Source organism: Niabella drilacis, from assembly GCF_900101395.1.
GTDB lineage: Bacteria > Bacteroidota > Bacteroidia > Chitinophagales > Chitinophagaceae > Niabella > Niabella drilacis.
In genome coordinates, this window is sequence record NZ_FMZO01000011.1 from 35900 (window position 1) to 52818 (window position 16919).

Consider the following 16919-nt stretch of genomic DNA (forward strand, 5'->3'; position numbering starts at 1 on the left):
CACTGAGCGTTTCAGGCGATCTTCCATATTATTTCTGTTTACATTTTCGGGAAACGGATATTGCACCGTATGTGTATTACACGCTGAGCGTTGCAACGTTTCCGGATGATTGTTTCATCTGTGCAGAAGCTGTGTAGCTGAAAATCAATTTCAGGTACCGGCATCAGGCATACTATTATCTTTTCCAAAATGAAATTATTACATGCTTCTTTCTATACAGCCTTGTTTGCTGCCATTCTGTTATTAGCCTCCTGTTCCAAAGACCCCGTTGAACCGGTATATGACCAGGGCCAGCTGGCGCAGCTGTCCGTTGAGTTTGACAATATCGTAGGCGGACAAAAACTGGTACTGAATACCGGATCCTATACCAATGCATTGAACCAGCAATACAACATACAGCTGCTGCAGTATTTTATCAGCAACATCCGGTTAAAAAAGGCCGATGGAACGGTCTATGCGGTCAACCAGGACAGCAGCTATTTCCTCATCCGGCAGGATGCCCCGGAAACAAAGTACGCCCGGGTAAAGGTTCCTGAAGGGAACTATACTTCGCTCACCTTCACGCTGGGCGTTGACAGCCTGCGAAGCACGATGGATATTGGCAAACGCACGGGGGTACTGGATCCGGGTGCAGACAACCATGACGGAATGTACTGGGGCTGGAACAGCGGGTATATCTTCTTTAAAATGGAAGGGATCGCCCCGCAGGCACCCGAGGACCCGACCGGCCAGCACAAATTCCGGTATCATATCGGTGGCTTTGGAGGCTACAGCGCACCTACCATCAATAACATCAAGGTCATTACGATCGACCTCACGGCAAGGGGTATTGCCCAGGTGCGTAAGGACCGCTCTGCCAATATCCACCTGATGGTTGATATCTCAAAAGTGCTGAGCGGTACTACCAATGTAAGTTTTGCCAGCAACCCACAGGTGATGTTCAGCGAATACAGCGTCAACATCGCCAACAATTATGCAAAGATGTTTGTGCACGATCATACCGAAAATTAAGAGCATGAACCGGAAACATATTGCAGTGATCGTAACATTGATGGCACTGGTATTCGCCTGTTCACGCGGACTTCCGGATGCCGGAAAAGGAACGGAACCGTTCGCCGGGTTTCAGCAGCCCGGTAACTTTCCTGCCCCGGCATATCACTTTGAAACCAACCCGGTAACAAAGGACGGATTTGAACTGGGCAGGAAGCTCTTCTATGAACCCCGCCTTTCCCGCAACAATACCATCAGTTGCGGAAGTTGCCACATCCAGTCGTCGGCCTTTACCCAGCATGGACATGACGTAAGTCATGGTATTGATGACCGCCTGGGAAAGCGGAACACGCCTCCCATCATGAACCTGGCATGGAGCCCGCTGTTGATGTGGGACGGGGGCATCTTTGACCTGGACCTGCAGCCGGTGGCCCCTATAACCACCCATGAGGAAATGGATGAGACCGTGGCTAATGTAGTAGCCAAATTGCAGGCCATGCCTGAATACCGGGTCCTGTTTAAAAAAGCATTCGGAACGGAGCAGGTCAATACCGCCAATCTGATGAAGGCCCTTTCCCAGTTTATGCTGCTTTGCATCAGCAGCCGGTCAAAATATGACAGCGTAATGCGCCATGAAGGCGGGGCCGCTTTTACAGCAGACGAAGCCGCCGGCCGTGTACTCGTGATCCGGAATTGCGGTGGCTGTCATAAGGAGCCCCTGTTCACTGATGGCTCATTCCGCAATAATGGCATTGGCGTTGGGGGCAATGACGACCAGGGGCGCTATGCGGTAACCCTGCTGCCGGAGGACAAATATAAATTCAGGGTGCCTGGTCTGCGGAACCTGGCGTATACGGCGCCGTATATGCACGACGGCCGTTTTTATACATTGGATGCGGTGCTGGATCATTATACAACGGGGGTAAAAGCAGGTCCCGGATTGGATCCGCTGCTTGCGGGGAACGGGCAACCGGGTATTCCGCTTACTGCGGAGCAACGCAAACAGATGCTGGCATTCCTGGCAACATTGAACGACAAGGCTTTTATTACAGACAAATTACTGGCGGAGCAATAGCGCCTGCCATCTGTCAAAAAAACAATAGATAGTAATGAAAAAACAATGCATCAGAATCGTGCTTACTTTTTTGATATGCTGGATGGCTCCCAAGTCTTCCATCGCCTGTGATATCTGCGGTTGCGGCGTGGGCAACGATTATATCGGCATCCTGCCGGATTTTCACAAACATATCTTTGGCGTCCGCTACCGGCACAATTCACTTTGGAGTCATCTGGGTGTGGGCGGGCAAAAAACCTACCTTACGAGTTCGGAACACTACAATACGGTGGAAGCCTGGGGCGGCTGGAATATCACCGAAAAATTACGGGTAATGGCAGCGGTTCCCTACAGCATCAACCGGCGCAGCAACGAGGAAGCTACCCGCACCAAAAGCGGTGTAGGCGATATAAGTCTTTCCGCGTTCTATCAGCTGATCAATAAACGCCAACCTGTGGGCAGCAAACTGCTGGTGCAGAGCCTTTGGCTGGGCGGTGGCGTAAAACTGGCCACCGGCTCCTATGACCCTGCAGACCGCAATGCATCCGGAGAAAGTGCCAATCTTTTTCAGCTGGGATCCGGCAGTACCGATTTTTCGCTGAACGGTATGTATGACCTGAGGGTGCAGGACGCGGGTATCAATCTTGGCGCATACTACAAAATAAATACAGCCAACCGTTACGATTACCGTTACGGGAACAAGCTCAACCTGAATGCGCAGGCCTATTATAAATTCCGGATCGCCAACCAGCTGATGCTGGCGCCCAACGCCGGTGTTCAATATGAGCAGGCAGGAACGGATGTAGACAATGATGTACTGGTAACAGTGTCCGGCGGAAACCTCCTGATGGGTACGGCGGGGATCGAAACGGCCTATAAAAAGATCGCCATTGGCGCCAATTTTCAAACCCCGTTCTCGCAGAACCTGGCCAATGGTATTGTAAAGGCCAATAACCGGGTAATGGTGCACCTGTCCGTAGCGCTTTAAGCCGGGTCATTCTGCCCAGCTCATGATATAATCAGGGTTCTCCAGCTCCAGTGCCTGCTGCGTGATCATCAGCGGATGAAACGTGTCTACCATCACTGCCAGCTCCTTTGTTTCGCGGGTGCCAATGCTTTTTTCCACAGCACCGGGATGCGGCCCGTGGGGTATACCTGCAGGGTGAAGGGTGATCATTCCCCGCGTAACATGTTTACGGCTCATAAAATCACCATCCACATAATAGATCACCTCATCGCTGTCGATATTGCTGTGGTTATAAGGCGCCGGTATCGCCTGCGGATGATAATCAAATAAACGGGGCACAAAAGAACAAACCACAAAGGCACTCGTTTCAAAGGTCTGGTGCACGGGTGGTGGCTGATGCACCCTCCCGGTAATGGGCTCAAAATCATGAATGGAAAAGATAAAAGGATAACAGCAGCCATCCCAGCCGATCACATCAAAAGGATGGGTGCCATAGTGCAGTCCGTAAAGCAAGCCTTTTTTTTTAGCGCGGATCAGGAAATCGCCTTTTTCATCCGTTGTCACCAGGTTTACGGGCGGCCGGATATCGCGCTCGCAATAGGGGGCATGTTCCATCAGCTGCCCGTATTGGCTGAGGTAGCGTTTGGGAAACCGCAGGGGAGTGAACGATTCAACGATGAACAACCGGTTATGCGTATCGTTAAAATGGATCTGGTAGATGGTGCCCCTGGGCAGTACGATATAATCGCCATAACCAAAAGGGAGATCGCCGTACTGGGTTTTGACCACGCCGGAACCTTCATGTATAAAAAGCAGTTCATCCCCATCGGTGTTCTTATAAAAATAATCCGTCATGCTTTGCCGGGGCGCAGCCAGCACAAGATGGCAGTCGTTGTTGACCAGTACCGGCACGCGGCTTTCTAAAAAATCCTCCGCCGGCTCTATCTTAAAGCCCTCAAAACAACGGTGCTGCAGCATTTTTTCTTCAGCGATACGGGGACTTACATCCCGTTGCGGCTCCGTTCTGATGATCTGTGTAGGAGGGTGGCAATGGTATAACAATGCATAATCATTGCTGAACCCCTCTGTAGAAAAAAGTTGTTCGCTGTAAAGCCCGCCATCGGGTTTCCGGAACTGGGTATGGCGTTTATGCGGGATCGCTCCCAATGTATGATAATGTGGCATGGGGAATGTAAAATTTAAAATGATGATTTTGGAATGATGACCGGTGTAATACCAGCTGCGGCCCAAATGGCATCGGTCTTGCGTCGCAATCACGTTGTCTGTGGTGCAGGTGGCATCATACACCGGCCTGTGCGGCATCAATCCCTTACGCTCGCATGGCAAGGGTGGCCATCAGGAAATAAAATTTCCATTGACGTTTATCGATCGGGTATATGAAATTTCTGAAGTAAGGCATGGGGAAATTTCTGATACAAAATTACCACATTTAGTAAAATAACGTACATTTGTTATTATTTTTAAAGTGCGGCCCGATTATCCATATAAAGTTTTCCCAGATAAGCGCATCAATTATGTGCTGCTGATAGAAGCACTGTCTACAGACCGAAGCTGCTAACGGTCCGCTATCCTTTATGCTTCCCGCCCGCGGGACTTCTTTTACCTTAAAATTATCGTTATGTCTGATACAAATCTTATGGCATCAGCGGCTGCGCCCGCTGTTGATTTTCTACCGTTGCAAGGCACAGATTATGTTGAATTTTATGTAGGCAATGCCAAACAGGCTGCACATTTTTATAAAACGGCCTTCGGGTTCCAATCCCTGGCCTATTCCGGTCCGGAAACCGGTGTAAAAGAAAAAGCCAGCTACGTGGTGCGCCAGAACAAACTCACTTTTGTATTCACCACCCCTATAAAGAACTGTGCAGAAATAGAAGCACATCTTACCCGCCACGGCGACGGCGTGCGGATGCTGGCGCTGCGCGTGGATGACGCCACCGATGCCTGGGAACAAACCACCAGGCGTGGCGGCAAAAGTTATATGAAACCGGTAAAAACAGCGGATGCACAGGGGGAAGTGATCATGAGTGGCATCCACACTTATGGCGATACCATCCACCTTTTTATCGAACGGAAAAATTACAAAGGCCCCTTTCTCCCTGGTTATAAGAAATGGGAGAGCCGTTATAATCCACCAGGTACAGGGTTACTATATGTAGACCATTGCGTGGGTAACGTAGGCTGGAACCAGATGAATAAATGGGTACAATTTTATGAGGATGTGATGGGCTTCCGGAATATCTTATCCTTTGACGATACCGATATCTCCACTGAATATTCCGCGCTCATGAGCAAGGTGATGAGCAATGGCAACGGGTTTGTAAAGTTCCCGATCAATGAACCGGCGGAGGGAAAGAAAAAATCACAGGTAGAGGAATACCTGGAGTTCTATAATGGGGAGGGGGTGCAGCATGTAGCGCTGGCCACCCATAATATCATTGAAACAGTAACGGCGCTGCAGGGCCGCGGCGTGGAGTTTCTGAAGATACCGGACAATTATTATGATACCGTGCTGGATCGGGTGGGTGCCATCGATGAGGACCTGCTGCCGCTAAAAGAGCTGGGGATCCTCATCGACCGGGATGAAGAAGGATACCTGTTGCAGATATTTTCAAAACCCGTGGAAGACCGTCCCACGCTGTTCTTTGAGATCATCCAGCGCAAAGGCGCCAAAAGCTTTGGGAAAGGCAATTTTAAAGCCTTGTTTGAAGCACTGGAGCGGGAACAGGAATCCAGGGGGAACCTGTAGACGCTGGTCAACGGGCAATTAAGCGCGTTCGGTTTTACATACTACTGTTATGTTAAGCATAAAAAGGCGTACTATAGTTGCCACAGAAACGCGGAAGCATAGAAAAGAACTCAGTGATTCTGTGTATTCAGTGGCGGCAAAACAGACTTAACATCACACTACATTGCACATTTTATATGCAACATTCTACATCTCAACTAAAGCTCTCGCAATTAGCAGCATCGATACCAGGGTCGGCCATACTGGCTTTTAGTAATGCCGTAAAGGAACGCATCCGCAACGGTGAAAAGATCTATAATCTTACCGTTGGCGATTTTGACCCTTCGGTGTTCCCGATTCCCCGGGTACTGGAGGAAGCCATTATTGACGCTTACCGGAACCGGCAGACGAATTACCCGCTGGCCGAGGGAAATGCCGACCTGAGAGAAACCCTTTCCTCATTTATAGCGGATGTTCAGGGGCTGTGCTATCCCGCATCGGATATACTGGTGGCAGCCGGCGGGCGCCCGCTGATCTATGCGGCTTACCAGGTCATCGTGGATCCGGGCGATAAAGTGATCTATCCCGTACCCTCATGGAATAACAATTATTATGTACAGCTTACAAAAGGCCATCACTGCCGGATTGAAACCCGGCCGGAACATCATTTTATGCCGGTAGCGGAAGAAATAGCTCCACATATAAGCGATGCCGTCCTGCTGGCCCTTTGTTCCCCGCAAAACCCAACGGGCACCTGTTATACCGCTGATCAGCTAAAAGATGTTTGCCGGCTGGTGGTCAAAGAAAATGAGCGGCGCGGGCCCGGGAAAAAAAAACTGTACATCCTGTACGACCAGATCTATCACCTGCTTACGCATCAGCAAACGGAGCATGCGGATCCGGTTTCTGTCTTCCCCCGCGTAAAGCCTTATTGTATTTATGTAGATGCGATCAGCAAGGGCTTTGCAGCCACAGGGGTACGCGTGGGCTGGGGTTATGGCCCGGAGCCTGTCATTGCAAAAATGAAGGCCGTGCTGAGCCATGTGGGCGCCTGGGCGCCGATGGCCGAGCAAAAAGCCGTTGCCTCTTTTTTACAATCCCGGGATGCCGTTAAACAGTTCCTGGATCCCTTCAAAAAAGAGCTCTTTGACCGGCTGCAGCAGATCTATAACGCCATCCGGCTATTTAAACGGGAAGGGCTGCCGGTAGATGCCATTGCACCCCAGGCGTCCATTTACCTGACTGTAAAGATCGATATACCGGGTGATGCTTCAGCGCTGTTGCTGAACGGGGCGGGCATCGCCCTGCTTCCTTTTTCCGTTTTTGGCGCTACCAAAAGTAAAAAATGGTACCGTTTGAGTGTGGGCACCTGCCGGAAAGAAGCGATCAGTCCCATGCTCCGGGCATTTAAAAAAATTTTACAGGAGAACGGGGAGCCGGCGCATCACTCCAGATCCCGGGAGGCATAAAAAAACCGCCCCGATCAGATCGGGACGGCGGTTAATAACCTTTTGCTAAAGTATAACTAAATTATTTTTTAGTTGTATCTGCAGCAGGAGCTTTAGCAGCTGTATCTTGACCGGCAGGAGCTACTGTAGTATCAGGAGTAGGAGCCGGAGGAGGAGTTACATTCAGGGAAGTATCAGCACCTGGAGTTTCTTCAGTTTTAGTTTCAGAACTGTTACAAGCTGCGAAAGAAACTGCGATCAGAGCAATTGCAAATAATTTTTTCATTGTTTGTTTTTTTAATTTAAAATTATAATTTGATATTAATACTGGTTTTGAAAAAAGGTAACCGGTTTCAATGAAAAAATATTTTTATTACAATATTATGATTGTCAACTTAATATGAATTATTTAAAAAAAAATATCTTAAAAACCAGCCGGGCAGGGTCACAAAACCGGGTTCTGGCGTACCAGGCTATTGAATTTCACAGAGGATTCCTCCTCTTTTCCGATCAGGTCGCTCAGGGTGATCTGTACCAGCAGCTTGTCAATAGTCAGCTGTAATATCTGCCACAGCGACCGGGCAGAACAGTCTACCGAATTGGTACAGAACCGCATATTCCCCTTGTGTGCACCGCAAAAGCTGGTATCAAATAATACACCTCCCAGGGCATCGAGCACCTCTTTTATAATGATTTCGCCGGCTGGCCGGGCAAGAATGTATCCCCCCTTGTTACCGGGAGTACTGCGGATAAAGTTTGCCATGCGCAGGGTACGGGCAATTTTTGCCGCATAATGCGTGGTCAGTCCTTCGGCATCGCTGAGCTGGGGAATGCTTAATCCCTCTTCATCTTTACAGGCGGCGAGCCTGATCAGGATCCTCAAGCCATATTCTTCCTGTGCGGTAATTTTCATTTTAATAATTTTTCCCGGATTCCCTGTTCCTTTTTATACTGTTTTATAAGAATCCCAATTCCAGTTGGGCTATTTCACTCATCATACTTTTGTTCCATGCCGGATCCCAGGTTATGGTTACCTCTACATCGCTTACGCCCTCTATGGCACGGATCTTTTGGTCTACCTCCACCGGTAGCGACTGCGCTGCAGGGCAGGAGGGCGCCGTAAGCGTCATCAGGATTTTTACATAGTTATGATCCAGCACCTCTATTTTATAGATCAGTCCCAGCTCATAAATGTTTACCGGTAACTCAGGATCAAATACGGTTTGCAGTTCCTTAATAACTTTTTCTTCTATTGTATCCGGTTCCATATTTTTTTGTTTAAACCCGCCCGGATGACCCGGTTGGATGGGGTGAAGTTTAACGTTAAACCTTAAGCGTTGAACTTTGAACCTTTAAATGCCAGCGCGTAATGCTTCATTTGTTTAACCATTGCCCGCAACCCGTTGGACCGGGTCTGCGCCAGGTGGCTCGTCATGCCGATCTTATTGATGAAGTCCATATCCGCATCCAGGATCTCATCGGGGGTATGATGGGAGAGTACGCGGATGAGCATACTGATCAATCCTTTTACGATGATGGCATCGCTTTCTGCTTTATAAATTACTTTGCCGCCGATATAGTCCGCTACCAGCCATACCGTAGACTGACAGCCCTTTACTTTGTTCTCCTCTTTTTTAAAGGCATCATCCAGCGGGGGTAATTTCTTGCCCAGGTCAATGATGTATTCGTATTTATCGTCCCAGGAATCGAAGAGTGAAAAGTCTTCAACGATCTCCTGTTCTATTTCGGGTATGCTTTTACTGTTCGTCATCTTTAAACTCATTTACCGTTCCATTGGCCGTTTCCGCCCGGAAACTTGTTCACCAGTTCATATCCCACATGCAGTGAGAAATCATTTTTATTTTTGTTCCGCTCTACCGTGTAATAAATATTCAATACTACCCAGCCGGTCATTTCGCGTCCGCTAAAGCCCCCGGGCCTCCAAAGGCAGGCCGATTCTTTCACTGCACGATTCAGCTCATTTTTAAACCGCTCACCCTGCGCTTTTGTGACCGTAAGATCGCTCATTCCCTTTCCGGGCGACAAAATAAACCGGACCTGCGCGGTATCGGTGAACGCATTACCGGGTGTTGCCGGTGCCAGCTGTGCAAAAGGGATCCGGACGGCCAGGTAATTGCCAAAACCGGATTGTCCCCGGAACTGCGGAGATATTTCCATTTTGTCAAATACGTTTCCCGGAACGTTCTGCGATTTTTCCGAATAGCATGTTGAAGAGCCGGCGGGCTGTCCAAGGGCGGGTCCCGTTAAAACAAGGACTGCACAAAAGAATATAGGCCATTTGCTCTTCATGATACTTTATACGGTTACCGGCCCCTTTTTATTTCAATACCTTAATTGCCTTTTTCAACCCTTCCGCCAGTTTATCCACTTCTTCCAGGGTGTTATAAACCGCAAAGGATGCGCGAATCGTGCCCGGTATGCAAAAACGGTTCATCAGCGGCTCGGCACAATGATGGCCGGTGCGTACCGCTATCCCCTTATTATCCAGCAAAATTCCAATGTCCTGCGGATGCACGCCATCAATAACAAATGAAAGCACACTGGCTTTGTGCGCAGCTTCTCCAATGATCTTTATCCCTTCGATCTCTCTTACTTTCTCTGTGGCATAGGAGAGGAGCGCATCTTCGTGTTTGCGGATGTTTTCCTTACCCAGCTCATTGATATATTCAATGGCCGGCCTGAATGCTACAAAGTCTGCTATATTGGGGGTGCCTGCTTCAAATTTATAGGGCAGTTCATTGTAGGTGGTCTTTTCGAACGTTACCTCTTTGATCATTTCACCGCCGCCGTTGAATACGGGCATTGCTTCAAGAATCTGTTTTTTACCATATAAAGCGCCCGCACCGGTGGGGCCCAACATCTTGTGGGCAGATAATGCAAAAAAATCACAATCCAGCGCCTGCACATCAATATCCAGGTGCATGGAGGATTGGGCACCGTCTACCAGCACCAGGGCGCCTTTCCCGTGCGCGGCATCGATGATCGTCTTAACCGGGTTAATCGTACCCAGCGCATTGGATACGTGTACAACTGCAACCAGCTTTGTTTTTTCAGAAAGCAAGGTATAAAAGGCTTCCATATCCAGCTCGCCTTTATCTGTAACGGGGATCACTGTGAGCCGGGCTTTCTTTTCTTCACACACTATTTGCCAGGGCACAATATTGGAATGGTGCTCCATCCCGGATATGATCACCTCATCGCCCTCCTGCAGCTGCTGCCTTCCCCAGGTATACGCTACCAGGTTGATTCCTTCTGTGGTCCCTTTTGTATAAATAATTTCTTCCCGGTATGCGGCATTGATAAAGCCACGGATGGCATCACGTGTAGCTTCAAATGCTGCCGTGGCCTCTTCGGCCAGTGTATGAATGCCGCGGTGTACATTTGCGTTCAGGTGTGTATAATAATGCACCAGCGCGTCGATAACAGCTGCCGGTTTCTGGGAAGTGGCTGCGTTATCAAAATAAACCAGCGGATGTCCTTTTACCAGCCGGTTGAGGATCGGGAAATCATTCCTGATCTTTTCAATATCCAATACTTTGTTTTTTTCGCCTGCTGTCATCGTTTCATTACTCATCACCTGTATTTTTAATGTCATTGGATCTTATAACGCCCTGTTCAGGGCTTCCTTTGCGCCTGTCTTAATCCAGTTGCAGATTGGAAGTTACCAGTGCGTTTACATACGCCCTTACATCTTCTGATCCGATTTTTTCCAGCACATCCAGCGCAAACCCGTGCAGGAGCAGTGCACGTGCCGTGGCATCGGTGATGCCGCGGGCTTTCAGGTAAAACAGTGCCTCCTCATCCAGACGGCCTACGGTACAGCCATGAGAACATTTTACATCATCTGCGAAGATCTCCAGCTGTGGTTTTGTATTGACCGTTGCATTCCCGGAAAGCAGGATGTTTTTATTGGTCTGGTAGGCATTGGTTTTCTGTGCGATCTGGCGCACGAATATCTTACCGTTGAATACACCTGTGGCCTGGCCGTTCATAATGCCTTTATACAGCTCATTGCTGAGGCAGTTGGGCTGGCGGTTGTCTACCACGGTATGATTATCTACATGGGTGTGCCCGTTCTGCAGGTACAACCCGGAAAGGTTGGCTTCGCAATAGGGGGCCGACATTACCATATTAAGATTATTACGTACCAGTCCGCCGCTTAAAGAAATGGTTACCACATTGGCAACGCTTTTGCCTACCTGGTGCACATGCGTGGTGCTCACAATGGTAGAATTGGGGGCATCGTTCTGGATCTTGCATAAGTTCAGCACGGCGTTCTCTTCCACTGCAATTTCAAAAACCTGGTTGGTGAAACTTTCGTCGGCACCAACGGTTACAAAGGTCTCCAGGATCTCTACCTGCGCGTTCTCTGCCACGTGTACCAGCGCCCTTGGCTGTGCAAAGATATTCCCGGAGCGGGCATCGGTCACATTATAAATGTAAACCGGATGGTTGACGGTTTTGCCTTTTTGTATATGAATAAAAACGCCCTCCTGTATAAAAGCCGTGTTCAGCGCGTTGATACCATCTTTATGGTAATCCGCACTGTGTCCCAGGTGTTTTTCCACCACCGGAGCGTATTGGTTGTGTGCGGCTGCCTCCAGTGATATCACTTCCAGCTCCTCCGAACGTAAAACCGAATGCTCGGCATGATAGTGCCCGTTTATAAAAACAATGCTGTTGGCTGCTTCATGCCCCGGTAATAAAAAAGGCTGCAGTTCCGGAGCACGGAACTGTTGCTCTTTCAGGTCTGTTGTAAAATGATAATCTTTGTTAAAGAAATCATTGATCCTTGTATATTTCCACTCTTCGTGCTTTACCGTAGGAATACCCGTTTGCTCAAAGGCACTAAAAGCGTCATCCCGCAACGATTTCAGGCGGGAATCCAGCTGTTGTCCCTGCAGTTGTTCAAAACGATCTTTAAAATATGTTATTGTATCCATTGTTTAATTTGAAAATTTAGGAATTTGAACAGTTGAAAATGAATGGTACCACACCGGGTTTAACCATCAATAACCGGGAACGCCTCCCGGTACTGTATCCATTTTCAATGCTTCAAAGTTCCCCATGAGCACATTATGCTACGCCAGTTCGCTTTTTATAAAATCATACCCTCTTTCTTCCAGCTCGTAAGCCAGTTCCTTGGTACCGGATTTTACGATACGTCCGTTATACAGTACATGCACAAAATCGGGGATGATATAATCCAGCAGGCGCTGGTAGTGGGTGATTACCAGGATACCATTTTCCGGGGTACGTAATTTATTAACGCCATTGGCCACAATGCGGATCGCATCAATGTCCAGACCCGAATCTGTTTCATCAAGGATGGCCAGTTTGGGTTCCAGCATGGCCATCTGGAAGATCTCGTTCCGCTTTTTTTCACCACCGGAGAAACCTTCATTCAGCGAGCGGCTCAGCATCGACTGGTCAATCTCTACCAGGGCCATTTTCTCTTTCATTTTCTTTAAAAAGGAAACGGCATCCAGCTCTTCCTGTCCCCGGTATTTACGGATCTCGTTCACCGCTGTTTTCATAAAGTTGGTCGTGCTCAGTCCGGGTATCTCAACCGGGTACTGGAAGCTCAGGAAAATGCCCTCTCCGGCCCGTTCTTCAGGCGCCAGTTCCAGCAGGTCCTTTCCTTCAAAGGTTACAGAACCACCGGTTACCTCATAATCCTGTTTACCCGCCAGTACAGACGCCAGGGTACTTTTTCCCGAACCATTGGGTCCCATAATCGCATGTACTTCGCCGGGCTTAATGTCCAGGTTGATACCTTTTAATATTTCTCTGTCTTCAATGCCTGCGCGGAGGTCTTTGATTTCTAACATTTTTTATATCTGATTTTCGTTTTTACTTAAAATTCACCCCTGAAAGTTTAAGTTTCAGGTTTCAGGTCCGAAGTTCCAGGTTGGTTCCTGGACCTGAATTTGTTTCCCAGAAAACTGCTCCTATTCAAATAGCTAATAAAGTTTTTGATCTTACCACTTAATTGTTCCAATTCGCTTTTGAGATGTGAGAATCGCACTTCATCAATATAACCACAATCAAAAATTCGATATAACTGAGACCTCGTTTCCCCGGCAGAACCTTTAGCTATCGATAAGAACTGCCTGAATTCCCCATTTCCGTTTCGTTCAAAACCTTCAGCTATGTTGTCCATTACAGAACCAATTGCTGCACGGATCTGATCCTTTAAACGATAGTCATTTTTAAGATCTGTTTCAACCGAAATTTTATGAATTTCATTTGAAAGTCTTCTGGCTTCCTTCCAGATCTCGGGATCTTCAAAGCGTTTTACAGTAGGTATGTTTTTAGTTTTAGGTTTAATGTTCAATAGCCACCTTATTAATTTGCTTCGGCAAGCTGCCGGGTAATGTACTGCAAAACAAGTGAGTGACACAACGAAGCTGATAGTAATTCAACTGCTGACCCAATAATGCAGCTCGTAACCTTGAACCTTAAACGTTGAACTTTAAACTACCCAACCGATCCTTCCAAACTGATCGCCAACAGCTTTTGTGCCTCTACTGCAAATTCCATGGGCAGCTGGTTCATTACTTCTTTTGCAAAACCATTGATGATAAGGGCTACCGCTTTTTCGGTATCGATACCGCGTTGGTTGCAATAGAAGATCTGGTCTTCGCCGATCTTTGAAGTAGTGGCTTCATGTTCTACCACGCCTGTATTATTCTTTACCTCGATATAGGGGAAGGTATGTGCCCCGCATTTATCGCCTAATAATAATGAATCACATTGGGAGAAGTTCCGTGCATTGGCGGCATTTTTACCTACACGCACCAGCCCGCGGTAGCTGTTCTGGCTCTGGCCGGCAGAGATCCCTTTGGATACGATGCGGCTGCGGGTATTTTTACCGATGTGCAGCATCTTGGTGCCCGTATCGGCCTGCTGAAAATTATTGGTTACTGCCACGGAGTAGAACTCGCCGGTGGAATGGTCGCCCTGCAGGATCACACTGGGGTATTTCCAGGTAATGGAAGAACCGGTTTCTACCTGCGTCCAGGAGATCTTGGAATGTACGCCCTTGCAGATCCCTCTTTTGGTAACGAAATTATAGATACCGCCTTTTCCTTCCTTATCGCCGGGGTACCAGTTTTGAACGGTAGAGTATTTTACTTCTGCATGATCCATGGCCACGATCTCAACGATAGCCGCATGCAGCTGGTTCTCATCCCGCATAGGAGCGGTGCAGCCTTCAAGATAGCTTACATATGAACCTTCTTCGGCAACGATGAGCGTGCGTTCGAACTGGCCGGTATTTTCCGCATTGATCCGGAAATAGGTCGAGAGCTCCATCGGACAGCGCACGCCTTTGGGAATGTAGCAGAAAGAACCATCGCTGAATACGGCGGAATTCAATGCTGCGTAAAAATTATCGGTAACGGGAACCACGGAAGCCAGGTACTGCCGTACCAGTTCCGGGTGTTCCTGGATGGCTTCGCTGATGGAACAGAAAATAATTCCCAGTTCCGCCAGTTGCTCCTTAAATGAAGTACCGATGGAAACACTATCGATAACCGCGTCTACGGCAACGCCGCTGAGCCTTTTCTGCTCATCCAGCGAAATACCCAGCTTTTCAAAAGTTTTGATCAGTTCCGGATCTACCTCGTCCAGGCTTTTGGGTTTTACCTTCTGTTTGGGCGCTGCATAATAAATAATATCCTGGAAATCGATAGTAGGGTAGGTAAGGTTGGCCCAATGCGGTGGCTGCATCTTTTGCCATTGTGCAAAGGCTTTTAAACGCCATTCCAGCATCCACTCCGGTTCATTTTTCTTGGCCGAGATAAACCGAATGGTATTCTCATCAAGCCCTTTGGGCGCTGACTCCATTTCGATATCTGTAACAAAACCATACTTATATTCGCTATTTACATGATTTTCAATAACATCTGATTCTTCGGCTACGTTACTCTGCAATAATTGATCTGTTTCCATACTCATTTTGCAAAAGTACGTTTTTATTTGTACAAAAAAGTATAAATGGAATAAAAATGGAAAATGAAATCAGGAATACAGGGAGCCCGCAAAGGTAGCGATAATGGCCATAACCCGGGTATTGGTTGCGAGGGGTTTTCCGGATCAAATATGAAAAACGGCGGCTTCTGGGGTATCCTTTAAATAAAAAAGGACCGCACTCATTGTGGATGCGGTCCGTAAGGGAATAAGGGTGTGATTTAAAATGTATACCGTGCAGAGATCCCTGCATTGGGGTAAAAGCTGTTGTAGTAGGTGTACGCTTCAACAACATGGAAGGTCGGACGCACATCGGCAGAAACAGCAAGCGGTATATTTTTGAATTTATAATCCGCCCCGGCAGTCGGGTACAATCCAAGGTTGAATCCTTTGCGGTCATCGTAATTGGAAAACGAATTGGACGCAACCACACCGCCGCCGATGAACCATTTCAGACCTTCAACAGGTTTAATGTCGAAATGGTGCTGGTAAGTAGCCGCGGCTGATGCATTGAACCACTTGTACCCGGCAACACCATAGGGACGGAATCCCAGGTTTATTTCCATTGCAGAAGCATCATTAAAAAAGGTCTTGTAAGCAGCGGAGGCTACGTCATAGTAACCGCTGCCCAATCGTAAACCGATCGATTGTTTGTAATCACTTTGCGCAAACAGTGCAGTTGCAGTTAAAAAGAGTGCAACACATAAGGTCATTTTCAATTTCATAATGATAAAAATTTTTGCAAAAGTAAGGGACCTGCCCCCTTAAAAAATACCTGTTTTCAGGTAGTTTTTAAAATAGTTGTTTTTTGTATGCCGGCGGGGCATCGGACCCGGTACGGAATGCCCGCCGCGGATTCTCCCGGCAGACAGGCAGATTACAGGCCGGACCGGGAGCAATACCCCCGTAGGCCTTTGGTTGTCCCCTGCTCATGACACAGACCTCCATGCCGGTTTGTAAAAAAAGGTTTTCGCTTTGTAAAGGGTCCTGCCTGTATTGAAAAAACGGGAAGACTCCGGATGCAGCGAATGTTCCCTGGAATTGGAAAAGAATACGGATTCAGTTATATTTGTGACAGTTAGTTTACTGCTGGAGATCGACATTTAAAAACGCTGTATCTAATCTATTTAAAATATGAATGCATTTTTTGAGGGCATGCCCTCATTACTTCAGGGATTTTGGTGGGTAGCCATTATTACCAGTATTGTTTTTTTGATACAGACCGTGCTGACCTTTGCCGGCGGGCATGGTGCCGATGGGATCAATGCGGACTTTGACGGGGACCTTACAGGGGCGGATGCCCCCTTCCAGATGTTCTCCCTGCGCAACCTGATCAACTTCCTGATGGGGTTTGGATGGACTGGTGTGGCGTTCTTTCACTCTATGGAAAACAAAGCCCTCCTGATAGCCCTTGCGGTTGTGATCGGTATCTTTTTCGTATTGCTTTTTTTCTTTGTGATCCGGCAGCTCATGAAGCTGACCGAAGACAATACCTTCAATGCGGAGAAACTGATCGGAAAATCCGGCGAAGTTTATCTGACCATCCCGGAAAAGAGAAGCGGCCTGGGAAAGATCCAGATCAGCTATAATAACACCAGCCACGAGCTAACCGCTGTTACAGAAGGGGAACGCCTGTTTTCCGGAACCCTCGTTAAAGTACTGGGTATTGAAGACCGTATATTAATTGTAACTAAAATCTGATAAAACAAACCACTC

The 16919-nt window shown here is 47.9% G+C and carries 18 protein-coding genes; 6 read left to right on the forward strand and 12 right to left on the reverse strand.

Features of this window, described 5'->3' with window-relative positions; genetic code table 11:
* Positions 1-189 precede the first annotated feature (189 nt).
* The 3 genes from BLS44_RS17825 to BLS44_RS17835 are packed head-to-tail and all read left to right on the forward strand — an operon-like array spanning position 190 to position 3032.
* Complete coding sequence (locus BLS44_RS17825) at positions 190-1011, forward strand: MbnP family protein (RefSeq protein WP_090391592.1); 822 nt, start codon at positions 190-192, stop codon at positions 1009-1011.
* A gap of 4 nt (positions 1012-1015) precedes the next feature.
* Positions 1016-2065: a cytochrome-c peroxidase gene (locus tag BLS44_RS17830; RefSeq protein ID WP_090391593.1), complete on the forward strand. Its 1050-nt coding sequence runs from the start codon at positions 1016-1018 to the stop codon at positions 2063-2065.
* A 34-nt stretch (positions 2066-2099) separates the two neighbouring features.
* Complete coding sequence (locus BLS44_RS17835; RefSeq protein ID WP_090391594.1) at positions 2100-3032, forward strand: hypothetical protein; 933 nt, start codon at positions 2100-2102, stop codon at positions 3030-3032.
* A 6-nt stretch (positions 3033-3038) separates the two neighbouring features.
* On the opposite strand, the gene BLS44_RS17840 is transcribed toward BLS44_RS17835, so the two are convergent.
* Positions 3039-4196, reverse strand: a complete 1158-nt coding sequence (locus tag BLS44_RS17840) for a homogentisate 1,2-dioxygenase (RefSeq protein WP_090391709.1) — start codon at positions 4194-4196, stop codon at positions 3039-3041.
* Positions 4197-4650: 454 nt separating this feature from the next.
* On the opposite strand from BLS44_RS17840, the gene hppD reads away from it, so the two are divergent.
* Together hppD and BLS44_RS17850 are read left to right on the forward strand one after the other, a co-directional pair.
* The gene (gene hppD / locus BLS44_RS17845; protein ID WP_090391595.1) at positions 4651-5781 is read left to right on the forward strand and encodes a 4-hydroxyphenylpyruvate dioxygenase; all 1131 of its coding nucleotides are present in this window, start codon (positions 4651-4653) and stop codon (positions 5779-5781) included.
* A gap of 176 nt (positions 5782-5957) precedes the next feature.
* Positions 5958-7229 (forward strand): pyridoxal phosphate-dependent aminotransferase, encoded by a 1272-nt coding sequence (locus BLS44_RS17850; RefSeq protein WP_090391596.1) that lies wholly within the window; start codon positions 5958-5960, stop codon positions 7227-7229.
* Positions 7230-7290: 61 nt separating this feature from the next.
* On the opposite strand, the gene BLS44_RS17855 is transcribed toward BLS44_RS17850, so the two are convergent.
* The 11 genes from BLS44_RS17855 to BLS44_RS17905 form a co-directional block, all read right to left on the reverse strand.
* On the reverse strand, positions 7291-7494 hold the full coding sequence (locus BLS44_RS17855; RefSeq protein ID WP_090391597.1) for a hypothetical protein: 204 nt from the start codon (positions 7492-7494) through the stop codon (positions 7291-7293).
* Positions 7495-7653: 159 nt separating this feature from the next.
* The gene (locus BLS44_RS17860; protein WP_090391598.1) at positions 7654-8121 is read right to left on the reverse strand and encodes an RrF2 family transcriptional regulator; all 468 of its coding nucleotides are present in this window, start codon (positions 8119-8121) and stop codon (positions 7654-7656) included.
* 43 nt (positions 8122-8164) lie between these two features.
* Entirely contained in the window at positions 8165-8476 is a 312-nt protein-coding gene (locus BLS44_RS17865; RefSeq protein ID WP_090391599.1) for an SUF system Fe-S cluster assembly protein, read from the reverse strand.
* A 62-nt stretch (positions 8477-8538) separates the two neighbouring features.
* Positions 8539-8979 carry a SufE family protein gene (locus BLS44_RS17870; RefSeq protein WP_090391710.1) on the reverse strand — a complete coding sequence of 147 codons (441 nt, stop codon included), beginning with the start codon at positions 8977-8979 and terminating at the stop codon, positions 8539-8541.
* An 8-nt stretch (positions 8980-8987) separates the two neighbouring features.
* Positions 8988-9386 (reverse strand): hypothetical protein, encoded by a 399-nt coding sequence (locus BLS44_RS17875; RefSeq protein WP_143019831.1) that lies wholly within the window; start codon positions 9384-9386, stop codon positions 8988-8990.
* 160 nt (positions 9387-9546) lie between these two features.
* Positions 9547-10824, reverse strand: a complete 1278-nt coding sequence (locus BLS44_RS17880; RefSeq protein ID WP_317039731.1) for an aminotransferase class V-fold PLP-dependent enzyme — start codon at positions 10822-10824, stop codon at positions 9547-9549.
* Between the two features lie 43 nt (positions 10825-10867).
* Entirely contained in the window at positions 10868-12172 is a 1305-nt protein-coding gene (gene sufD, locus BLS44_RS17885; protein ID WP_090391601.1) for a Fe-S cluster assembly protein SufD, read from the reverse strand.
* A 138-nt stretch (positions 12173-12310) separates the two neighbouring features.
* Complete coding sequence (sufC, locus tag BLS44_RS17890) at positions 12311-13060, reverse strand: Fe-S cluster assembly ATPase SufC (protein ID WP_090391602.1); 750 nt, start codon at positions 13058-13060, stop codon at positions 12311-12313.
* A 47-nt stretch (positions 13061-13107) separates the two neighbouring features.
* Positions 13108-13566 (reverse strand): four helix bundle protein, encoded by a 459-nt coding sequence (locus tag BLS44_RS17895; RefSeq protein ID WP_245729259.1) that lies wholly within the window; start codon positions 13564-13566, stop codon positions 13108-13110.
* Between the two features lie 143 nt (positions 13567-13709).
* Positions 13710-15191, reverse strand: a complete 1482-nt coding sequence (gene sufB / locus BLS44_RS17900; RefSeq protein WP_090391603.1) for a Fe-S cluster assembly protein SufB — start codon at positions 15189-15191, stop codon at positions 13710-13712.
* Positions 15192-15424: 233 nt separating this feature from the next.
* Positions 15425-15928, reverse strand: coding sequence for a hypothetical protein (locus BLS44_RS17905; protein ID WP_090391604.1), 504 nt, complete (start codon positions 15926-15928; stop codon positions 15425-15427).
* A 409-nt stretch (positions 15929-16337) separates the two neighbouring features.
* Here BLS44_RS17905 and BLS44_RS17910 point away from each other — a divergent pair, with 409 nt between their 5' ends.
* Positions 16338-16904 (forward strand): NfeD family protein, encoded by a 567-nt coding sequence (locus BLS44_RS17910; RefSeq protein WP_090391605.1) that lies wholly within the window; start codon positions 16338-16340, stop codon positions 16902-16904.
* Positions 16905-16919: the final 15 nt, after the last annotated feature.